We start from the raw sequence: 21,572 nt of genomic DNA, 5'->3' as shown, positions 1-21,572 counted from the left end.
CACAGCCCCTACCGGAATTGATGCAGCCCGCATTCTGTTTTATCGCGATGGGCCCACCTTCCCGCTCTTAAATCGCCTCCCTCTGTCACAGGCAGGGTGCATACCTCACATCCGATGCTGGGATAATGCCGGTCATGGAGCTTGTGGTAAGTGAGTGTATTTAATTTGATGTAATTCCATACATCATCCCATGTCCAGTCAATGAGGGGACATATTTTAATCAGTTTAAATTTTTCGTCCTTGTTGATATAGCGGACATGCTTTCTTGTTTCCGACTGTTCCCGCCTGAGTCCGGTAATCCAGGCATCCATGCCGGAAAGATGTTTGCGAAGCGGCTCGATTTTGCGGAGATTGCAGCAAAGGTCTGGCTGATGCTTCCAAAGCTTCCTCCCATACCGGTCTTCCTGCTCTTTTAGCGTCAAGTCAGGCTTCAAAAAACGAATCGACAGGCTCGGATACCTCTCTTCTATTGTTTTAATCAGGTCATAGGTTTCCTGAAAATGCAAACCTGTATCTAAAAAAACGATGTTTGCATCCTTTTTGATCTTTGAAATTAAATCGATTAAAACGATGCCTTCCGCCCCGAAGCTGCAGGCATACACAATGTTGTCATACGTGCGGTATGCCCATTTCAAAACATCCATTTCGCCGCTAAAGCTTTCCATGGCCTTTCTTGCATCGTCTTCATTCCACGTATCATACGTTAAAACGTCGTTCATCTGTTTTCCCCCACTTTGATGGATCATAAAGAATTACGCGTCACAAAAACAGTTCCGCCTTCCGACTGCCGATAAAATAAATGGAAAGAACATATAGGCAGATTATTCACTTTCCAAAACAAACGTGCTCCGGAAAAGCTTTTCATCATCGTTTTTTTAAGCCTCAAAAACGTCACCAGGCGAAAATACATCCATTCTGAGGTGTGAAGGTGTATCAAGTACTTCTTGGAGGGAAAGAGAAATCCTATCATAAAGGGATTTAATATCATGGCAAATGAGGAGAAACAATAGATACCCATCTGGCAATTATATATGTTATGTTTGTCTCCCCCTCTCTATCCCGCGGCGGGAACAAAATCAGGAACCTTATAAAGGGGGGCGAATATAATGACTTTGACTTCACAATATAGATAGATACCTATGCGCGATCAGCTGTACAACTGATTGGCTACAAACAGCGCTGCCCCTAGGGAGGTGAAGACCTGAAAAACTCCTTGCCGGATAAGCGAAACATCTTCTGATAGGACAGCCGACAGAGGAAGCAAACGGAAAAAATACATCTTTTAGAAACGGCCGCCCGCCATTGTGACAAACAACACATTTTTTATATGCATGGAACATACAGCGACTATATTATGAAAGTCAAAGATTGTGAGGGGTAATAGAATGATTACATCTGAATTGAAACTGCCTGAAAGGCAGCTCAAACCGAGAACAAACGGGATCACCATACTGATTGATAACGGAGTTCCCCTAAATTTATTTCAAGATACCATCAGCGGGGCGGCAGACTATATAGACTTCGTCAAATTCGGCTGGGGAACATCTCTCATCACAAAATGCCTGGAGGAAAAGATCGATTGTTTAAAGGAAAATGATGTTCAATTCTTTTTTGGAGGCACCTTATTTGAAAAGTTTTTAAGCCAGGATAAGATTGAGGATTATTATCGTTATTGCAAATCTTACGGCTGCCGGTATGTGGAAATATCCAACGGGACGATCCGCCTGTCCAATAAAGAAAAAGCCAGCTTTATTTCCGATTTTTCAAAAGAATTTCATGTGTTCAGCGAGGTTGGCTCTAAAGATTGCGCGATCAGCAATGAGCAGCAGTCATCAGAATGGATTGATTTCATCCTTGAAGATCTTGCAGCAGGATCTGAAAAGGTCATCACAGAAACAAGAGAGGGCGGAACGAGCGGTTTATGCAAAAGCGATGGAGAGATGCGCTCCCAGCTGATTGAAGACATTCTCATGTCTGGGGTTCATCCGGAACATTTGATTTTTGAAGCGCCGACGAAAAAACTGCAGACGTGTTTTATCGAGAAAATCGGTCCCGATGTGAATTTGGCGAATATTTCTTTTCAAGATGCCATTCCTTTGGAAACGCTGAGGCTGGGTCTTCGTTCAGATACGTTTTATTTATTTGAATAGGTTCGCCCCCCGGGCGGGTCTATTTTTTATTGCGATAACCGGCAATAGGCATAAAAAGCGGACGGAGACGAATCTGATAGATCGCATCGATGATTTTGGTTGAAATCCATTGGCAGACTAACGCTTGAATCACGATCCCCCAGGCGATGACAGAAGCGGTTAAAAGAAAGATGCAAGCATTCATCATAAATAATGCCGTTCCGGGCTTTCCACCGCGGTAAATCGAAATCATTAAAGCGAGGGCGCCGAATCCCCCGTTTGAAATATTGTATTTATATAAAATACCGACGCCGGTTCCTAAAAGAACGGCTCCGTAAAATAAATCGAGCCATACGTTGTCCGTCGTCATTGCAGGAAAAAGAGATTCAAAGATCTGCACCGAGACGGATGTCATCGTAATTGATGCCATCGTTCCAACGACCGTCACCGGCTCGAGCCATTTGACGGCTGTCAGGAGCAGTGAAAAGTTCACAGCCCAGACCGTTAAACCGTGTGGGACCTGAAACCAAAAATTCAGCAAAACGGCTATTCCAGCCGCCCCGCCTGAAGGAATATGGTTCGGAAATAAAAACAGCGCCATGCCGAGCCCCTGCAGCACGCTGCCCCACAAAATAGCATGTGCAATTTTACATTTTCTTCCCATGCGGATGTTATCCCCTTTAAATGAACTTGTCCTCTCTTCACTATATGAAAGGGGAAAACAAAAATATAACAGGTTTTCTTCTGAAGGTCATCGGTAGTTTGTCCCGTCCCAAAGATGTGCTTCAACGATTTCAGCATCCACTTCAATTTGATCCGGCACCAGGACATGGCCGTTTTCCAGTTTAAAATGTACGAGACGCGAGAACGGATTTTCCATCACATCCCATTCGACCGGTTCGATGTCTTCTCCGGACATTTTTGACCACGGCGCCAAGCAGGCCTGGGCGAAAACCGCGTACAATCTGGACAGCGCTCCGTCATAACTGTGCGGGGATACACGTCTGCCGAAATGACGGGCAAGCTGCAGCGCGTTCTGAAAATCGTCGGTTCCATCGCAATGCATAACATCAGGCTGAATAATGTCGACGGCATGCTCAACAAGCAGCGGCAAAAACTGTTTGGCGCCCTTCTGATTTTCTCCCCCGGCGATCGGAACAGAAAGAGCAGAGCGCAGCAGCTGATACTCCTTGACATCATCAAACGGCATCGGCTCTTCAAACCAAAGGAGGTTCGGCCAGCCCGAAAAATAGCGCTCCCATCTGCGGGCGGCAGCCATATCGTAACTTTGGTTGGCATCTGCGATAAAACGGACCTTTTGCTCCGTCATGTCTTGAAAAGCTTGTAGATGTGAGAGATCGTCCGCAAACGCTTTGCCGCCCGTTTTGATTTTGACCTGATCAAACCCGTCACTGACAGCTTGTTGAATCAAACGGAGCGAATGACTGATCCAATCGGCTCTGTCTGAATAGGATTGAAAGGAGGCGTAAACCGGGACGCGTTCTCTCAGTTTCCCTCCCCATAAATCACAGACAGAAAGGCCGGCTTTTTTCGCGGCAATTTCCGTGAGAGCCATGCTGACAGCAGCCGCGGCCCGCTGATGCCACTTCTTGATAACGCCGACGATCTTCAGGCGGTCAGTCGCTTGTTTTCCGATGACATAAGGGATGATCCGTTTCTTAAAGCCGGCTTCCAATAAGGGAAGCCAGTCAGCGCACTCTCCCCAGCCAGTGAGCCCCGAAGCCGTTGTCATCCGGATTAAATAGCACGTCCTGTAGTTTTTGTAGCCATTCGCATCGCCGTATGGCGAGGAAAGCTTGTGAAATAGCGGAAACGTTTCAACTCTTTCGATACGCATCATGTCTTCCTTTCCCATTATCTTGCGTCAGCCGGCTGCAGCCCTTTTGGCCCCTTCTTTGGCTTGTCCTCCTTTTTAACGTGGATCATGGTGAGAACGAGCACGCCTATGAAGAGGGTTAGCCCCGCGATCGTCATAAACATTCCGAATTTTGACCATTCCATCAGCCTTCCGAAAATCGGCGGACCGATGGCAACCCCTAAAAACCGGACAGAACCGTAAAGCGAAGTCACAAACCCCCGTCTTTCTTTGCCGACTGCGCCTGTTATGAAACTGTTGACGCACGGCAGCACAAAACCGGTCCCAATGCTGCTGACGACAAGAATTGAAATAAACGGAATCAGAGCGGAGAAGAATGACAGCGTCCCATAAGAAATCGTGATCAATCCAAGTCCGATCAACATCAACCTTTTCATCAGCCGCTGATTTTGTCCGATTTTACTTCCGGTTATATAGGAAGTCGTACACATGACTAGAAGGGGAATCGCCAAAATCAACCCTTTTTTTACACCGTCCGTTTGAAACTCCTTCTCCAGCACATCTGATAAGTAAAACAGAATGCCAAATAAAGTGAACAAACAGATCGCACCTGCCAAATATGCTGTGAAGAGCCATCTGCCCTCATGTTTAAAAACGCTCACAAGCCCCTTTGCATATTTTCCAAAAGCGGGGGGCTCTTTCTTTTTATTGTTTTCTTTTATAAATATCCAGGTCAACAAGATAGGCGCAATGCAAAAGGCCGGAAAGGCGAAAAACACCCAATACCAAGCGATTAAAGCGATCAGCGAGCCTAATATCGGAGACAGCACCTTCCCGAAACCGTTGGAAGCCTCGACAAGTCCGAGCACACGGCTTTCGTCTGCGCCTTTAAAAAGATCTCCCGTCAGCGCCATGGCGAGCGGAGCTGTCCCTGCGGCTCCGAGTCCCTGCAGCCCCCTGCCGATCAGAACCCAAGGAAAAGCATTTTCAAATGTCGTGGAGGCGAATCCCGCGAGAATTCCGCCGATTCCATACAGAAACAAACACGGAATGATCACAACTTTTCGAGAAAATCTGTCGGCCAGGTAGCCAAGCAGCGGAATGAATACGGCCGCCGTAATCGAAAATACGGTAATGACAAGACTGACCTGGAACTGCGACAGATTGAGCTCAGACTTGATTTTAGGCAAGATCGGAATCAGCATTGAATTTCCCAATGTCATGATGACAGGAATTGATCCGATGGCGACAACGGTCAGCCCTGAGGTTTGTTTTTCTGCCATTAGCTTGTACATCCTTCCTTCTACAAAATAAACTTGACATCTCAATTAGAATATCCGCAAGAAGTAGATGCTATTCTTATCCATCCGCCCTTTACATCAGCTTTGTTCCTTGGATTTTCTCATGGCCCTGCCGGCCGGAACGCCCCAGCCGTTCTGTATACAGATCGATGTCTACCGCATATTTCGGGCGGTTCTTGACTTCTGTAAAAATCGTTCCGATATACTCGCCGATAATACCGATTCCCATTAATTGCAAGCCCCCCAAAAACCATATGGAAATGATCAGGGATGCCCATCCAGCATTCGTGTAGCCGAGCATCTTTTGAATGATCGCGTATATGCCTGCAATGCCGCTTAGGAAAAATAAGAAAAAGCCGATAAATGTAAAAAAGCGGATCGGAGCGACGCTGAATGACGTAATGCCGTGAAAAGCAAACGACAGCATCTTTTTTAGCGGATATTTTGTCTCACCTGCAAGTCTTTCCTTTCGGTCGTAAAACACCTTTGCCGAGCGGAGTCCGATCATTGGCACGATGCCGCGCAAAAAAACATTGGCTTCACGGTATCGTCCAAGCTCGGCAAGCGCCCTTTTGTTTAACAGGCGAAAATCGGCGTGATTGTCAATCAGACGGATGCCGAGTGTATTCATCAGCCGGTAAAACCATGCTGCGGTGGTGCGCTTAAAAACAGTGTCGGTTTGCCGGCTGCGGCGGACGCCGTATACAATTTCATATCCTTCATGGTACTTTTTGATAAATTCGCGAATTGCTGAGATATCGTCCTGAAGGTCGGCATCGATCGAAATCACGCAGTCTGATTTATACTTCGCCCTGTCGATCCCTGCCAAGAGCGCCTTTTGATGCCCGGTATTGCGGGCCAATTTTAGTCCTGTGACATAATGGTTTTTTGTGCTTTCCATGGCGATCAACGACCATGTGCGGTCAGTTGATCCGTCATCAACGAATAACAGTTTGCTGTCGGCTGAAATCAATTTTTCTTTTGCCAAATCGCTTAAAACGGCGGTCAGCCGCCTGGCCGTTTCTGAAAACACTTCCTCTTCGTTGTAGCACGGTATGACGATCGTTAATAAAGGCTGCGGTACATTCAATGTGCTTCCTCCTCTATGCTGTTATTTGGCTTCGTATACATAAATGTCCCAGGCCGATTGCGGATGGCTGAACCGTTTTAAAAATGTCAGCTTGTTTTGTTCAGCGTTCATAATCGGAACCGATGAAAATATATAGCGCCCTCCCATTTCTTTAAAGGCTGCAGTGTTTAACTCCAGGTTCTTGATTTTTTTCCTGGAATTCTTTTTAAAGGCATAGTGTTTCCCAAGCTCTGAAACAAACAGGTAGCACCGGCTCCCCCATTCATCGAAATAGCGCTTCAAGCCGGGACTCTTCTCGAGCTCCTTGGCAATGATTTTCCGAAATTGGTATTTATATTTCAGCGGATAAATATTGGCATATGTATCGAGCGTATAAAAACCATTATATTGTGCGATCGCCGGGTGGAGGCCGATGCTCGCCACCCTGTATGACTGCTTTGGACGCCCGATGAATTGTTTGATCTGCTGAAATTGTTCTTTCGCATAAAATTCCCGGAAGGTCGGCGAATGATGGTAAGCGCCATAGGTCAGCTCCTCGTGAAAAGGAATGAGAACGATCAGCTGTGCGATGAGTGCGGCGTTTACAAACAGCCGCCACCTCTTTCCGAGCCGCCACAGGATATAGCACGCCACCGCAAAGCTGACATAGATCACAAGCGGCCGCAAAAAATGAAAACGGGCGAAGTTAAATGCCGTCAAAAGGCTGATTTTTTCTTTCGGCAAAGCCCACAGCTTGTTAAACCAAAACGCATACCATAAAGAAAGCGCATAATTCAGCACAACGAGAAAAATGAAGAGTTTTTCTTCGCTGCGCCGCCGCCCCTGCTTCCCGATTGTCACGAAAAAAGTGAGCAAAATCACCGGCAGAATCACGGCGGTATGAACCGTCATCACATGATTATGGCCGAGGACGAAATTTTTAAAAGACAGCCGGAAAGAGTGCCAGATGTCGTGACGCGATGAGATAAACTCCACACGGTGCATCATCTCGCCTGAAGCGAAGATTGAATAAACGAGCCGGTATTCGGCAGCAAGGAAAATCCCCGTCATGAAAGCGATGCTTCCCAAAAAAGGAAGGTTCCAATCGCGTTTGGTGATCAAATCATACAGCCAAAAGAGCGATACGGCTGCAAGGAAAAAGAAAAAGCCGAGGACAAAGCTTGAATAGAACGGCAATAGACCGAGTGTAAGCCACTCTTTCAAGGAAAAATCGCGCGCCCGGATATTTAAAAAAGCCCACAGTGCAAGCGGATGACCGAGGGTGCTCAGCATTCCGGACGGCCAAAACGGTGTAAGCGCAAAAGCGAGAGAGACGCCGATTCTGATCAGATACGCTTTCTCAGCACGGATGACGTGCTTTTTTAACAGCAGATACATGCCGATAAAGGCGAAAACACGTGTGATCGTTTGGCTTAACGCGTATGCGGTCATTGACGGAAACAAGGCGTGCAGCCAGACGATTCCGCTCCACTCCGTTCCGTACGCATCACGGGGAAGCCCGTTGATGATCTGCGGGATGACGGCTTTCACGCCTCCGAGCAATTGTCCGCTTTGCGCCAGCACTTTATACCAGGCAATATTTGAATCAAGGTTGTCGTGAACGCGGATATGGGCGTTCTCATTTAAGATGTAAAGCGGCAATACATAAAGCAAAATTGCAGTGAAGCCGAAGAAGAGCCATATGGTCTCCCGGCTGATCTTTTTTGAAAATAATGACATGAACACAACACATCCATCTTTTTTTCTTGTTCCAAGAGAAGAAATTTTTGGGGGCGCTGTCACTTTATTATTGCTTCAGCCGGTTTGAAAAATTCATCAAAATAAAAAAGAGGCTTTCCGGGCTGCCGGAAAGCCTTCATTCTTACCACGGATAGTAAGGATAGTAAGGATAATACGGGTAAGGAAACTGAAAATAAAAGTATGGGTAAGGAAAAAACGGCGGACGTGGCCGAGGCCGAGGCCGCGGTCTTGGCCGTGGGTATGGATAAGAGTATGAATAGGGCTGCTGTCTTTCATCTGTGATCTCCTCAAAGTCATTTTCGAAACTGTAGTTTTCTTCCAACATCATAACCTCCTCATGGGATTGAATACTTTAGGCTATGCAGAATCCCATAAAATGGAGTACGTACACATCGCGATTAATTCCGATTCCCTCTCTTTCCTGGATATAGCATGCCATCTTGTCTGAGCCGAATCATAGCGAACCTATGGCACCGCTTCAGCCCCTTTTGCAAAACGGGCTGTTTTTTCTTGAAACAAGATAGGCTTGCGCATCTTGAAAAAGATCATACCACCGTATGTTTTGCCGACTCGAAGATATTGTACCGAATCAATAAAAAGCCTGGTCCATGATCCTGCAATCAGGTTCATGAACCAGGCTGTCATTTATGATCATACCCCTTTGTTTTTACGGAAGTACAGAAGCCCCCATCAAATATTTGTCTACTTCACGGGCGACTTCGCGTCCTTCATGAATGGCCCAAACGATTAAGCTTTGGCCTCTTCGCGCATCCCCTGCGGCGAAAACCCCCTCGACATTTGTTTTAAAATCCCCGTATGCTGCGTCAACTTTGTTTCTGACCGCTTTTACCCCGAATTGCTCCAATAGCGGCTGATCTGTCCCTTCAAAGCCGATGGCGATGAAAACAAACTGGGCAGGCCAGACTTTCTCTGTTCCCGGAATTTCATGAAATTCGAACTTGCCTTGTTCGTTTTTCACTTTTTTCATTTGAATCGTGTGCAGTTCTTTAAGATGGCCATTTGGATCAGCGACCAGTTTTTTCGTCTGAATGCAATATTCTCTAGGATCGCGTCCGAATTTTGCCTCCGCTTCTTCATAGGCATAATCAAGCGAATAAACGTGCGGCTGTTCCGGCCACATGTTTTCACCGGTTCTTGTGTCAGGCAGTTTCGGATGTTTGCCGAATTGGACGACGCTCCGCGCTTTTTGGCGCAAAGCCGTCGCAACACAGTCCGCACCCGTATCTCCGCCGCCGATGACGATGACGTCTTTGTTTTTCGTATTAATGAATTTTTTATCTTTAAAATTTGAATCCAGCATGCTTTTGATTGTGCCTGTTAAATAGTCCATTGCAAAATGAACGCCTTTTGCCTCGCGTCCCTCAATCATAAGGTCGCGCTGTTTCTGCGCCCCTGTGCAGAGGATGACCGCGTCATATTGTTCTTTCAGCTTATCTGCTGTGATATCCTTGCCGATTTCTGTGTTTGTGATAAAATCGATGCCTTCTTGCGTCAATAGTTTGATGCGGCGCTCGACGACGCTTTTTTCAAGCTTCATATTCGGAATCCCGTATGTCAGCAGGCCGCCTGGGCGGTCTGCGCGTTCATAAACGGTGACAGAGTGCCCGGCCTGATTCAGCTGGTCCGCGCTTGCCAGCCCTGCCGGACCGGAACCGACAATCGCAATTTTCTTGCCGGTCCGTTTTTTCGGGATGCGCGGTTTGATCCAGCCGTTTTCAAATCCTTTGTCAATAATCGTCCGTTCGATGCCTTTGATCGATACGGCCGGATCGGAAATCGCCACTGTACAAGAGCCTTCACAAGGCGCCGGACAGACGCGCCCGGTGAATTCGGGAAAGTTGTTCGTTTTCAGGAGGCGCTCAAGCGCTTCTTTCCATCTTCCCCGATAGACAAGGTCATTCCATTCCGGGATTAGGTTATGAATCGGACATCCGGACGTATAGCCGCCAATATCCATGCCGATTTGGCAAAAAGGTGTGCCACAGTCCATGCAGCGCGCTCCTTGTCTTTTCGAAACTTCCTCAGAAAATGGAGACGAATATTCGTTCCAGTCGTTTATCCGCGTGAGAGGATCACGTTCAGCAGGCTTTTCCCGCTGGAATTCCATAAATCCTGTTGCTTTGCCCATTTTCCCCTCCCCTTTCTTACTGTGCCACTGCTTCTTTTGCCGAGGCAGAAGTTTGAACTTTTTGCTTTGTACCGGCTTCAAATGCGTACATCATCGCTTCTTCGTCTGATAAGCCGGCCTCTTTTTGTTCTTTTATGCGCTCTATCATCTGTTTGAAATCCTTTGGAATCACTTTAATAAAGCGGGTGACGGCAGAGTCCCAATCTTCGAGAATGGAAGCCGCTTTCGGGCTGTCTGTATATCGGTAATGATTTTCGACCATCGCCCTCACTTCTGCCGCTTCCCCAGGTGCTTCAAGCGTCTCGAATTCGATCATTTCCAGGTTGCATTTCCGTTTAAACGCTTTTTTATCTTCGGCATACACATAAGCGATTCCGCCTGACATTCCGGCAGCGAAGTTTTTGCCGACATCGCCTAAAACGACGACACGTCCTCCGGTCATATATTCACAGCCATGGTCTCCAATGCCTTCGACCACAACGTTTACCCCGCTGTTTCGGACGGCAAACCGCTCTCCGGCAAGGCCGTTGATATACGCTTCACCGCTTGTAGCGCCGTAAAATGCAACATTTCCGACGATGACATTTTCACGAAAAGCTGGATTGAAGTCCTCGGGCGCCTTGACGGCGATTTTTCCGCCAGACAGGCCTTTGCCGATGTAGTCGTTGGCATCTCCCGTTAAATATAGCGACATTCCCTTCGGCACAAACGCCCCGAAGCTTTGCCCGGCTGAACCCGTAAAGCGCAGCGTGATCGTATCATCTGGGAGGCCTTCTTCACCATAGCGTTTTGAAATTTCGCTTCCGGTGATGGCTCCTGTCACACGGTTGATATTGCGGATCGCAAATGACGCTTCCGCCGGAATCCCGTCTTCAATTGCAGCCTGCACCGCCGGCAGTATTTCGGTGACATCAAGCGACTCGTCGATTTTATGATTTTGCGGCGTACCGAATGTGCGGGCCCCTTCTGCCTGATGCAGCAGATTCGATAAATCGAGCTGCCCGGCTTTCCAATGCGCTTTGGCGCGCTCGCTCACACGAAGGACATCCGTGCGTCCCACCATTTCATCAACCGTTCTAAAACCGAGCTGGGACATCAGTTCGCGAACTTCTTCCGCGACAAAGCGCATATAGTTCACGATGTGATCCGGATCGCCCATGAACTTTTTGCGAAGCTCAGGGTTTTGCGTCGCCACCCCGACAGGGCATGTGTCCAAATGGCAGGCTCTCATCATCACGCAGCCGAGCACGACGAGCGGGGCGGTGGCAAAGCCGAATTCTTCCGCACCTAAAAGCGCGGCCATCACGACGTCTCTGCCTGTCATTAATTTTCCGTCGGTTTCCAATACGACCCGATTGCGGAGGCCGTTCAGCATCAATGTTTGATGCGCCTCAGCCAGACCGAGCTCCCACGGCAGACCGGTATGCTTAATGCTCGTTTTCGGAGAAGCCCCTGTGCCGCCGTCGTATCCGCTGATAACGATGACATCTGCCGTCGCTTTTGCGACACCGGCTGCGATTGTACCCACGCCGGCTTTTGCGACAAGCTTCACGCTGATCCGGGCATCGCGGTTGGCGTTTTTCAAGTCATGAATCAGCTGTGCCAAGTCTTCAATCGAGTAGATGTCATGATGAGGCGGCGGTGAAATTAAGCCGACGCCAGGTGTTGACCCCCGGACATTGGCAACCCATGGATACACTTTATTTCCCGGCAGCTGCCCGCCTTCTCCCGGCTTGGCGCCCTGGGCCATTTTGATCTGCAGCTCATCGGCATTGACGAGATAGTGGCTTTTCACGCCGAAGCGTCCTGACGCGATCTGCTTGATCGCGCTGCGGCGGTTATCTCCGCTTTCGTCCGGAATAAAGCGCGCCGGATCTTCTCCGCCTTCTCCGCTGTTGCTTTTTCCGCCTAAGCGGTTCATTGCGATCGCCAATGCTTCATGCGCTTCTTTGCTCAATGATCCGAATGACATTGCTCCTGTTTTAAAACGGCGCACGATTGAATCAACAGATTCCACCTCTTCAAGAGGGAGAGGCTTGCGCGTTTCATCGAAGGAAAAGAGGTTTCGCAAAAATCCGATTCTTTCTTCATCAGCAGCTTTTGAATATTGCTTAAAAAGATTATAGTCACCCTTGCGGCACGCCCATTGGAGCGTATGAATCGTTTTTGGATTGAAGGCGTGATGTTCCCCGCCTTTTCTCCATTGAAAATCGCTGCCTGAATCGAGCGTTTCATTCAAGGTGTCTGTATATGCTTCCCTGTGGCGGCGCTTCGCCTCTTCTGCGATCGTGTCAAGCCCGATCCCGCCGAGCTGCGACGCCGTTCCTGTAAAGTAACGGTCAATCACGTCTTGGCTGATGCCGACCGCTTCGAAAATCTGTGCGCCCCGATAGCTTTGAACCGTGGAAATTCCCATTTTTGACATCACCTTGACGACGCCTTCCGTTACGCTCTTGCTGTATTTGGTAACGGCTTCTTCATAGCTGATCGACAGGGCTCCATCTTCAATCACTTGTTTATATGTCGCATACGTAAGATACGGATGGATCGCGTCCGCTCCGTAGCCGATCAATGCGGCAAAGTGGTGGACTTCCCTGGCTTCACCCGATTGGGCAATGATGCTCACCTTCGTGCGTTTCCCGGCGCGAACCAAATATTGATGCAGCGCACTGACAGCAAGAAGTGCAGGGATCGGAGTTTTTTGTTGATCCATTTTGCGGTCGGATAAAATCAGCAGTGTCACACCTTCTGCAATCGCTTTGTCGGCTTCCTTGAACATATCGTCAAGCCCGCTTTTCAAATCATCGGTAAACAGCGTGTGGATGGTTTTGCTTTTGAAATCTTGATGCACGAGCCCCTTCAGCGAGTTAAACTGTGCGTTTGTTAGCACAGGAGTATACAATTTAATTCTGCGGCAGCTGCTTTCGTTCGGATGAAGGATGTCTCCTTCCGCTCCAAGCCATGTCAAAGTTGATGTGACGATCTGTTCACGGATCGCATCGATCGGCGGATTGGTGACTTGGGCAAACAGCTGCTTGAAGTAATTGAACAGCGACTGCGGCCGGTCTGACAAAACCGCAAGCGGAACGTCATGCCCCATTGACCCGAGCGGATCTTTTCCTTCTGTAATAACTGGCAGTAAATATTTGTGGATATCCTCATACGTATAGCCGAACGCTTTTTGGCGAGTCAAAAGGTCCGGCACCGGCTTTTCTTCGGTTTCCTGGATGTCATTGCTGACATGCACCAGCCCTTCGCTGAGCCATTCCTGATATGGAAACTCGCCGGCGATTTCTGATTTGACCTCTTCATCTGAGATGATCCGCCCTTCTTCAAGATCGACGAGCAGCATTTTTCCCGGATCGAGACGGTCTTTATACAATACATTTTCCTGTTCAACATCAATCACGCCGACTTCTGAGGAAAAAATGATGTAGTCGTCTTTCGTCACATAATAGCGGGCAGGTCTGAGGCCATTCCGGTCAAGAATCGCTCCGATTTGCTTTCCGTTTGTGAAAGAAATCGCCGTCGGGCCGTCCCACGGCTCCATTAATGAGCTGTGATATTCATAGAACGCTTTCTTTTCCTTAGACATATAAGGGTTTTCGTTCCATGGTTCAGGAATCAGCATCATGGCCGCATGCGCCGGCTTTCTTCCGGCCAGTACGAAGAATTCAAAAGCATTGTCCAATATAGAAGAGTCGCTCCCGTTTTCATCTAAAATCGGCAAAACTTTTTGCAGGTCTTCTCCGAACGCTTCAGAAACAAACTGCTGCTCTCTCGCTTTCATCCAGTTCATATTGCCGCGAAGCGTATTGATCTCCCCGTTGTGGATGAGATAGCGGTTTGGATGCGCCCTTTCCCAGCTTGGAAACGTATTTGTGCTGAAGCGCGAATGCACGAGCGCAAAAGCCGAAACGAAATCCTCATCCTGCAAATCTTCATAAAAAGCGTCAACCTGCTCAGGTGTAAGAAGCCCTTTATACACAATGGTGTTGCTTGAGAGGCTTACGACGTAGAACGATTTCTCCCGTTCGCGTGCCCAGTTTTCCGCCTGCTTGCGGATGATATATAATTTGCGTTCAAACGCTAAATTGTCCTTCAGCTGTTCATTAGCACCGATAAATACCTGGCGGACGACAGGGGCGCTCTGTTGTGCCACTGTTCCGATTTTTCCGACATTTGTCGGCACAGTTCTCCATCCGAGCACCGACTGCCCTTCTTCTTCAATCAGCTGGTTAATATGGGCTTCGATTTGACCGCGTTCACTGTCATCTTTTGAAAAGAAAATCATGCCTACCCCATAGCGTCCTTTGACAGGCAAGCGAAAGTCAGGACAGACTTTTTTGAAAAAAGCATCAGGAATCTGCATCATAATCCCTGCTCCGTCTCCGGTATGCGGGTCACTGCCCTGGCCGCCCCGGTGATCCAATTGACAAAGCATTTGCAATCCTTTTTTGACAATATCATGAGTAGGAAGGCCTTTTAAGTGAGCATAAAGACCGATTCCGCATGCATCATGTTCAAATTCAGGACGGTAGAGACCTTGTGCCTTCGGTAATTGGTTATAAGTCATAGTTCCTCTCCCCCGTTCATTTTTCCCGTTTGTCCCCAGTCATAAAATCTTACAAACTCTAATTCTATTGTAGGTTTTCAAATCTATACAAACAATATATAATTTAGATTAAAACTATCTCATTTTGAGATGAGCAGGTGAAACACGATGGAATTACGCCAATTGCATTACTTCATGGAAGTCGCAAAAAGAGAACACGTTTCAGAAGCGGCCATGCATCTCCACGTCGCCCAATCGGCGATCAGCAGGCAGATTGCCAACCTGGAGGAAGAGCTCGGCGTCGACCTTTTTGAACGTGAAGGCCGAAATGTCAAACTCACTCCGATCGGAAAGCAGTTTTTAGATCATATAGAAACGGCGATGAAAGCGATCGATTTTGCGAAGGAACAAATTGATGAGTATTTGGATCCGCACAGAGGAACCGTCAAGATCGGCTTTCCGACAAGCCTTGCAAGCCAGTTTCTCCCCACCGTCATTTCCGCGTTTAAAGAAGAGTATCCGAACGTCGCTTTTCATTTAAGACAGGGTTCATATAAATTTTTAATTGAAGCGGTGAAAAACAGGGATATCGATTTGGCCTTTCTCGGACCTGTTCCGACGAACAACGCCGATATTAAAGGAGACATTTTGTTTACGGAAAGCATTTTTGCCCTTGTTCCGGTCGACCATCCGCTTTCTGAACAGAAAAGCCTTCATTTGGGCGATCTTAGAAACGACAATTACGTCCTGTTTCCGGATGGGTTCATCTTTCGGAAAATGGCGGTAGATGCTTGTAAACAGGTGGGGTATACGCCGAAAATATCCTCGGAGGGCGAAGATTTGGATGCGGTCAAAGGGCTGGTATCCGCCGGGATAGGGGTGACGCTTTTGCCGGAAAGCGCCTTTAATGAAACACTCCCCCGCTTTACGAAGAAAATCCCGCTTGATTATCCTCAGGTCAAACGGACCGTCGGAATCATTACCCCAAAAAACAGGGATCTCTCCCCTTCTACGAAGGATTTTTACCAGTTTGTGAAAAAGTTCTTCTCGCGCCTTCAGCAATATCAATAGAAGGTCATTTCAAAAACATCGATCAGCCGGGCGGGAAGCTTGGCTGATTTTATTTTATCATAAAACAAAATAAATATCTGAATTTTTCGTCTTTTTAACCCCGAATCAGTTTCTTCTATAATAAACGCCCATATCCCATATATTTATGTCGCATATCAAACTAAGATGCCGAATTTTCAAATCCTTTATACTGCATTAAATCATTCTTAACAGTTTTCCTTTACGATGAAAGCAAATCTATTAAAATGAGGTGTCTATATATGTCCCCTGTATTGAACCGCCGCAAATTTTTAAGCTATCTTGGCACAGGCACAGCCGCATTGGCCGCGGCCGGAGCCGGGCTGGACGGATTGGTCAAAACGGCTGAAGCGAAAGGCCTGTTCCATCAGCCAGGCAGAGCGAAAAAACCGAAGTACGGCCCTTTAAAATTCACACCGATTGAGCCTTCGACAAAGGACGAGCTTGTGCTTCCGAAAGGCTATCGCTACGATGTAATCGCTTCATACGGCGACAAGATCAATCCAAAGGGGGATACGTTTGGATTTAACAATGACTACACGCTTTATTTCCCTATGGACAACAAAAAAGGGCGCGGGCTTCTGTGGGTCAACCATGAATACGTTTCAGACTTGTTCGTCTTCGGCCGGACCATTGAAACCGGCTACACAGCGGAACAGATCAATACCCTGCTGTACAACCAGGGCGGCTCTGTCATCGAAGTGTATCAAGACAGCAAAGGCTGGAAAATGGACCCTTCTTCAACATACGCCCGCCGTGTCACGGGACTGACGCCGATCGATTTAACAGGGCCCGCCAGAGGCAGTGCGGCCGTAGACGGGGCGGTGACGGTGCAAGGGACATTTGCCAATTGCTCAGGCGGACGTACATTATGGAATACGGTCTTAACGTGTGAAGAAAACTTTGAGTCGACCTCAAAAGCCGCCAAGCTGAACCAACCCCATTACGGCTGGGTCGTCGAGGTCGACCCGTTCAACCCTCGTTTCCAGATTCGCAAACATACGGCGCTCGGCAGATTTAATCATGAAAATACGTGCATGGGGCTTGCAAAAGACGGCCGGGTTGTCGTGTATATGGGAGACGACAAAAAAGATGCCTGCGTCTACAAATTTATCAGCAAGGGTACATACAAGCCAAAAGCCGGCAAAAAGAACGCGAAGCTGTTGGAAGAAGGCGTGTTATATGCGGCGAATTTTGCAAAAGGACAATGGATTCCGCTGACAATTGAAGCCGTCAGAAAAAAAGCGGAAGGAAACAGCGCGCTGCTTGAACGATTTAAAACCCAGGCGGACGTTTTGGTCAACTGCCATGAAGCGGCGCTCCTGCTTGGCGGAACGCCGACAGACCGGCCGGAAGATGTTGAAATCAGCCCGTTTGACGGTACGATTTTTATCGCTCATACAAACAATGACAAACACGGGAATTTCCACGGTCATATTACAAGGTTTTATGAAAAAGACGATGATCACGGAGCACTGGAATTCCAGTTTGCGATTTTTGCCGCCGGAGGTATTCAAAGCGGCTTCAGCGCCCCCGATAACCTGACGTTTGATGAAGACGGAAATCTATGGACTGTCACAGATATTTCCAGCAGCAGTATGAACACCGCCATTTGGACACCTTTCGGGAATAATGGAGTATTTGTCATCCCGACGCATGGCAAACAAGAGGGTGAAGCCTTTCAATTTGCTTCAGCTCCTGTCGAAGCAGAACTGACCGGCCCCTGCTTTACCCCTGATGAAAAAACACTGTTTCTTTCTGTTCAGCACCCCGGTGAAGAAACGGAAGACCTTGCAAAACCGACGAGCATGTGGCCGCACCGCAATGGCGATGATATCCCGCGGCCGAGCGTTGTCGCAATCACCGGGTTTTAAACAGCAGGCCGCCTTTCTTATGGGCGGCCTGTCTCATTTTTCGGCGGATCAAGACTCATTAAATAGTCGATGACTGCTTTTTGCTCCTTTTTGGAAAAGCCGCTTTTTTGATCGATCCAAAATTCGTGTCCTTTCCCTGTGACTCGGACGGCCCGAGCATCCGGTGAAGCGGCATTGCTTTTGATCACCCGCTGTCGCAAATCTCTGTCAATCAAGGCAAGCAAGCTGTGATACGGGTCAGCCGGTTTTCCCTTCGCAAGGGTCTCCGGGATGCCGGCTTCTGTCAATGAGCTGCCGACAGCGGCGCCTCCGTCGTGAAGGTACGGTGCGCTCCAATAAAGCCCGATGAGGCTTGGAACCTTATATCCTCCCGGCGAACCGTTTTTTGCCCAAGCCAATTCGATTTGTTCTTTGTCAAAATGGCCGGTCGGCACCTTAAGCACCTTTGCGTTGTTTTTGACGGGCACATTCGTATTCGGGGCGTATATGGTGCTTTTCCCAAAGAGCTTTTCCGTTTTTTTGAAAGACTGCGCCCTTGTCGGCTCCGTTCCGATTTCTTTCGCTGAAACAACTTTGTTGTTTGTCAAATAACGCCCTGCATGACAGGATATGCACCCTGCCTTTTCGAAAACGGCTCTTCCTTGTTTGATCGTCTCTTCGTTTGCTTTACGAGGCGGTTCAGGAGGCGAAAGCGTATTTTGCCAGGCGGCCATGGCATTGTTTTCTTCGTTTGCTTTTCTGTCGGAAGAACCGGCGTTTACCCCGTCCGGCGCAACCATCGTGATTTTCGGAAAGCTCGGCGGCTTAATCAGCTCATTGACACCTGGAGCGCCTGGTGTCGGGTCTGCTTTTGCAAAAAATGCAGAAGGGCTATCCTTACCTTTCGGATGATAGCGATAAGTTTTACTGGCCGCGCGCTGCAAAATCGTCCCGAGGTATACGTCCCGGCTCATTCCGAAAAGAGCCTGGCTTCCCGGTACTTGTGAGAGGCTGTCAGAGTTTTGCGCATGAACGTTATTGCTGAACACACTCAGTCCTTTAAACGGACCGGCCATGGCCGCTCCGCTCCAGCTGTACGGATGGTCGCCCAATGTAAAGGCGTCCGGAATTTGCGTCGGATTGCTTTTCATATCGATTGTCGAATCGAAGTAGCCCCGCGGCCATTTCAGAAAGACTTGATCAACCGCTTTTTCAAGCCGATCCGGATCAGGAAGGCGCTCCTTCCTCCCATTAGCCCCAGTAATCCCCGGACTGTTGCCATTGATGAACTGTTTAATGCTTTTAATTTCTGAATGGGTAAAATAAGCGGCAGAATTTGTGGCTAGGGCCAGCATCAGTCCTGTATTTAAATCCGGATTTGTCACCCCTTCCATCACCTGCATTGTTTTTGGGTGTGTCGTCGCATGGCAGGCGGCGCAGCTGATGCCGACTTTGATTTTCCCATCTGAATATTTAAACGGCATACCGAGAGGGGCATACGCTCCTTTTGGCACATCGATTCCCGTGTCGATCTTCTCTCCTTTTTTATACGTTCTCCCGCCGATGTTGGCCGTTTTAGCCAGCTCAACCCGTAAATTTGTCGTTCCCTTCCCTTTTAGTTCAGTGATCGCCTTTGTCATATTGGCAAACGTAATCGGTCCGTCAATCAGCCCAAGAATGTCTGTCAAAAACACTTCGTTTCCGAACGTTTCCTTATAAAATGTTTCCCTGCCCAAATCATAGAGCTGATCATCAACCTTCACCGCACCGTTTTTGCTGGAGAACCCCGACCGCCGGGCCTCTTCATTTGAAACGAAACGTCCCCACATGTCATATCCGTTTTTGCGGCTTTCTTTGGAAATGACTTTTTCTTTTGGCGGCATATAAGCATATTCAGGTTCGAGGAACCGAATTGTAATGTAGCCGGCCGCCAATAAAACAACAACGATTGTGAGGCCTGTCAGCCATTTATGTTTTCTCAAGCGGTTTACCCTCCTTTCTAAAGCATTAGCTTTCCCCTTTTTCAAAAATTCATTTGGGTTAGAACCTATTACCAGCTATAGATGTTTTACGTTTATGCCAAGATATGCATATCATCAGATCGGCTGTAAAAGGACTGAAGCGATATGAAAAAAACCATCATCATTGTCATCGTTTTGTTATGCGCGCTGCTTTCATTTGTCATTTGGATCAATACCGGAGATGAAAAACTGGGGCTTTCAACTGAAGAAAGCGCTGCTGTTAAAGTTGCCAAAAAGCCTGTCATCGTGCTGGTGATTGATTCTTTAATGGATCATTCTTTAAGAAGGGCCATCAACGAAGGGCGTGCTCCGGCACTTCAATTCTTTTTCGAACACGGACATTATCAGCCTGAAGTCGTCAGCTCTTATCCGACCATGTCTGTCACGATTGACAGCACCCTGCTGACAGGCACCTATCCTGACCGCCACCGTGTACCAGGCCTCGTCTGGTACAACCAGAACGAACGCCGAATCGTCAATTACGGCAGCGGCAAAAAAGAAATCGCCGCACTCGGTGTGAGGCGGGCGATTAAAGACAGCATGTATTCGTTAAATCAAAAACATTTAGATCAACGGGTCAAAACCGTTCATGAAGAACTCGATAGACGGAAAAAACATTCGGCTTCCATAAACGGCCTTGTGTACCGCGGAAACCATCATCATGATCTAAATGTTCCGCCTCCTGTCCAACGCCTCCGCCTGATGCCTGAACACATGACCGTAAAGGGCCCGGCCATCTTTTCGTTCGGCAGATTCGCTCAATTAGATCCGAAAAACCGCCATCAGCGTTTTTGGCAAGGCTATGGATTAAATGATCAATTCACGGCACAGGAGCTTTCCTATTTAATCAGGAAAAACAAGCTTCCTTCCCTGACGGTGGCCTATTTGCCGGACAATGACCACAGCACTCATAAAAAAGGGCCGGCTGATATTTCAGGTTTGGAAAAAACAGACCGACAGCTGCAGCGCATATTAAACGCATTTGATTCTTGGGATGCGGCCGCCCAGCAAGCGGTATGGGTCGTCATGGGCGACAGCGGCCAGACCTCCATCGGCCACGATCAAAACAAAGCAGTCATCCGGCTGCACTCTCTATTTAAACACTATCGGATTGCGAAAATAAACAAAGGGCCGTATGAGAAAGATCAACTGCTTTTTGCCGTAAACGACCGAATGTCGTTTATTTATGTATTGGATCAAACCATCCCTGCAAAAGATGCGGCAAAACCGCTCTTGCAGGATGAACGGGTCGGCTTCGCAGCCTGGAAAGAGAATGGCTGGGTATATGTTGCCGCAAAACATGCGGCAAATCCGCTGCGTTTCCGTCCCAAGGGAGCATATGCCGATCAGTATGGACAATCCTGGGCGATTGCCGGCGATTTTTCTGTATTGGATCTGTCAGCCAGTGGACATTCTCTCCGCTACGGAAATTATCCCGATGCCCTCGCACGGCTTTACGGCGCCCTTCATTCCCACCCCGGACGTTATATCATCGCAGATGCGAAGCCGGGTTTTCAATTTGCCGGCGAAACATCCCCTACTCATCCCGGGGGCGGCGGACACGGCTCTCTTTATAAAACGGACAGTCTGGCGCCGATGATTATCATCGGCGCTGAAAAAGCTCCCGCACACCTTCGGCACATTGATGCAAAGGATTTTTTCAGCAAGCTCGTCCAATAGCCTGGCCTGTTTTCAACACGGGTCGGGCCCGTCCTTTTTTCAATGGTTTTTCTTTGACAATTTTTTGTTGTTCTATATAATATAATGATAGTTTACTTACTTATTTAAATTTGAGAAGCAGGTGCTTT

General features: G+C 48.1%; 13 protein-coding genes and 1 pseudogene. 4 read left to right on the top strand and 10 right to left on the bottom strand.

Annotation, left to right across the window (positions count from 1 at the left end):
- Positions 1-8: 8 nt before the first annotated feature.
- Positions 9-719 (bottom strand): phosphoadenylyl-sulfate reductase, encoded by a 711-nt coding sequence (locus BTR1S_RS05625; protein ID WP_029418806.1) that lies wholly within the window; start codon positions 717-719, stop codon positions 9-11.
- A 666-nt stretch (positions 720-1,385) separates the two neighbouring features.
- Here BTR1S_RS05625 and BTR1S_RS05620 point away from each other — a divergent pair.
- Positions 1,386-2,150 carry a phosphosulfolactate synthase gene (locus BTR1S_RS05620; protein WP_006637166.1) on the top strand — a complete coding sequence of 255 codons (765 nt, stop codon included), beginning with the start codon at positions 1,386-1,388 and terminating at the stop codon, positions 2,148-2,150.
- Positions 2,151-2,169: 19 nt separating this feature from the next.
- Here the strand turns inward: BTR1S_RS05620 and BTR1S_RS05615 are convergent, their stop codons facing one another.
- The 8 genes and pseudogenes from BTR1S_RS05615 to gltB form a co-directional block, all read right to left on the bottom strand.
- Positions 2,170-2,793, bottom strand: a complete 624-nt coding sequence (locus BTR1S_RS05615; RefSeq protein WP_006637167.1) for a YitT family protein — start codon at positions 2,791-2,793, stop codon at positions 2,170-2,172.
- A gap of 87 nt (positions 2,794-2,880) precedes the next feature.
- Complete coding sequence (locus BTR1S_RS05610; protein WP_029418805.1) at positions 2,881-3,987, bottom strand: mandelate racemase/muconate lactonizing enzyme family protein; 1,107 nt, start codon at positions 3,985-3,987, stop codon at positions 2,881-2,883.
- Positions 3,988-4,004: 17 nt separating this feature from the next.
- Positions 4,005-5,249 carry an MFS transporter gene (locus tag BTR1S_RS05605; RefSeq protein WP_006637169.1) on the bottom strand — a complete coding sequence of 415 codons (1,245 nt, stop codon included), beginning with the start codon at positions 5,247-5,249 and terminating at the stop codon, positions 4,005-4,007.
- Between the two features lie 91 nt (positions 5,250-5,340).
- Positions 5,341-6,357: a glycosyltransferase family 2 protein gene (locus tag BTR1S_RS05600; RefSeq protein WP_006637170.1), complete on the bottom strand. Its 1,017-nt coding sequence runs from the start codon at positions 6,355-6,357 to the stop codon at positions 5,341-5,343.
- Positions 6,358-6,378: 21 nt separating this feature from the next.
- Complete coding sequence (locus BTR1S_RS05595; RefSeq protein WP_006637171.1) at positions 6,379-8,076, bottom strand: DUF6044 family protein; 1,698 nt, start codon at positions 8,074-8,076, stop codon at positions 6,379-6,381.
- Between the two features lie 148 nt (positions 8,077-8,224).
- A pseudogene (locus BTR1S_RS21640) lies at positions 8,225-8,422 on the bottom strand (hypothetical protein); the annotation flags it as partial.
- Positions 8,423-8,764: 342 nt separating this feature from the next.
- Entirely contained in the window at positions 8,765-10,246 is a 1,482-nt protein-coding gene (gene gltD / locus BTR1S_RS05585) for a glutamate synthase small subunit (protein ID WP_006637172.1), read from the bottom strand.
- Between the two features lie 16 nt (positions 10,247-10,262).
- Positions 10,263-14,822 (bottom strand): glutamate synthase large subunit, encoded by a 4,560-nt coding sequence (gene gltB / locus BTR1S_RS05580; protein WP_006637173.1) that lies wholly within the window; start codon positions 14,820-14,822, stop codon positions 10,263-10,265.
- 147 nt (positions 14,823-14,969) lie between these two features.
- Between gltB and gltC the strand changes: the two genes are divergently transcribed.
- Both gltC and BTR1S_RS05570 read left to right on the top strand, forming a co-directional pair.
- Positions 14,970-15,872 (top strand): glutamate biosynthesis transcriptional regulator GltC, encoded by a 903-nt coding sequence (gene gltC, locus BTR1S_RS05575; RefSeq protein WP_006637174.1) that lies wholly within the window; start codon positions 14,970-14,972, stop codon positions 15,870-15,872.
- A gap of 260 nt (positions 15,873-16,132) precedes the next feature.
- Positions 16,133-17,764 carry a PhoX family protein gene (locus BTR1S_RS05570; protein ID WP_034326002.1) on the top strand — a complete coding sequence of 544 codons (1,632 nt, stop codon included), beginning with the start codon at positions 16,133-16,135 and terminating at the stop codon, positions 17,762-17,764.
- 17 nt (positions 17,765-17,781) lie between these two features.
- Here BTR1S_RS05570 and BTR1S_RS05565 read toward each other — a convergent pair whose 3' ends face one another.
- Positions 17,782-19,725 (bottom strand): hypothetical protein, encoded by a 1,944-nt coding sequence (locus tag BTR1S_RS05565; protein ID WP_029418802.1) that lies wholly within the window; start codon positions 19,723-19,725, stop codon positions 17,782-17,784.
- Between the two features lie 144 nt (positions 19,726-19,869).
- Here BTR1S_RS05565 and BTR1S_RS05560 point away from each other — a divergent pair, with 144 nt between their 5' ends.
- The gene (locus BTR1S_RS05560) at positions 19,870-21,444 is read left to right on the top strand and encodes an alkaline phosphatase family protein (protein ID WP_029418801.1); all 1,575 of its coding nucleotides are present in this window, start codon (positions 19,870-19,872) and stop codon (positions 21,442-21,444) included.
- Positions 21,445-21,572: the final 128 nt, after the last annotated feature.

The sequence above is a fragment of the Bacillus sonorensis NBRC 101234 = KCTC 13918 genome (assembly GCF_001592005.1).
GTDB lineage: Bacteria > Bacillota > Bacilli > Bacillales > Bacillaceae > Bacillus > Bacillus sonorensis.
The sequence above is the reverse complement of the archived record's forward strand: the minus strand, read 5'-3'. Positions and strand labels throughout refer to the sequence as shown.

Excerpts from the sequence above, each read along its gene's own strand:
- gltD (WP_006637172.1), bottom strand. The coding sequence starts at position 10,246 with ATGGGCAAAGCAACAGGATTTATGGAATTCCAGCGGGAAAAGCCTGCT.
- BTR1S_RS05605 (WP_006637169.1), bottom strand. The coding sequence starts at position 5,249 with ATGGCAGAAAAACAAACCTCAGGGCTGACCGTTGTCGCCATCGGATCA.
- BTR1S_RS05625 (WP_029418806.1), bottom strand. The coding sequence starts at position 719 with ATGAACGACGTTTTAACGTATGATACGTGGAATGAAGACGATGCAAGA.
- gltC (WP_006637174.1), top strand. The coding sequence starts at position 14,970 with ATGGAATTACGCCAATTGCATTACTTCATGGAAGTCGCAAAAAGAGAA.
- BTR1S_RS05615 (WP_006637167.1), bottom strand. The coding sequence starts at position 2,793 with ATGGGAAGAAAATGTAAAATTGCACATGCTATTTTGTGGGGCAGCGTG.
- BTR1S_RS05570 (WP_034326002.1), top strand. The coding sequence starts at position 16,133 with ATGTCCCCTGTATTGAACCGCCGCAAATTTTTAAGCTATCTTGGCACA.
- BTR1S_RS05610 (WP_029418805.1), bottom strand. The coding sequence starts at position 3,987 with ATGCGTATCGAAAGAGTTGAAACGTTTCCGCTATTTCACAAGCTTTCC.
- BTR1S_RS05560 (WP_029418801.1), top strand. The coding sequence starts at position 19,870 with ATGAAAAAAACCATCATCATTGTCATCGTTTTGTTATGCGCGCTGCTT.
- BTR1S_RS05595 (WP_006637171.1), bottom strand. The coding sequence starts at position 8,076 with ATGTCATTATTTTCAAAAAAGATCAGCCGGGAGACCATATGGCTCTTC.
- gltB (WP_006637173.1), bottom strand. The coding sequence starts at position 14,822 with ATGACTTATAACCAATTACCGAAGGCACAAGGTCTCTACCGTCCTGAA.
- BTR1S_RS05620 (WP_006637166.1), top strand. The coding sequence starts at position 1,386 with ATGATTACATCTGAATTGAAACTGCCTGAAAGGCAGCTCAAACCGAGA.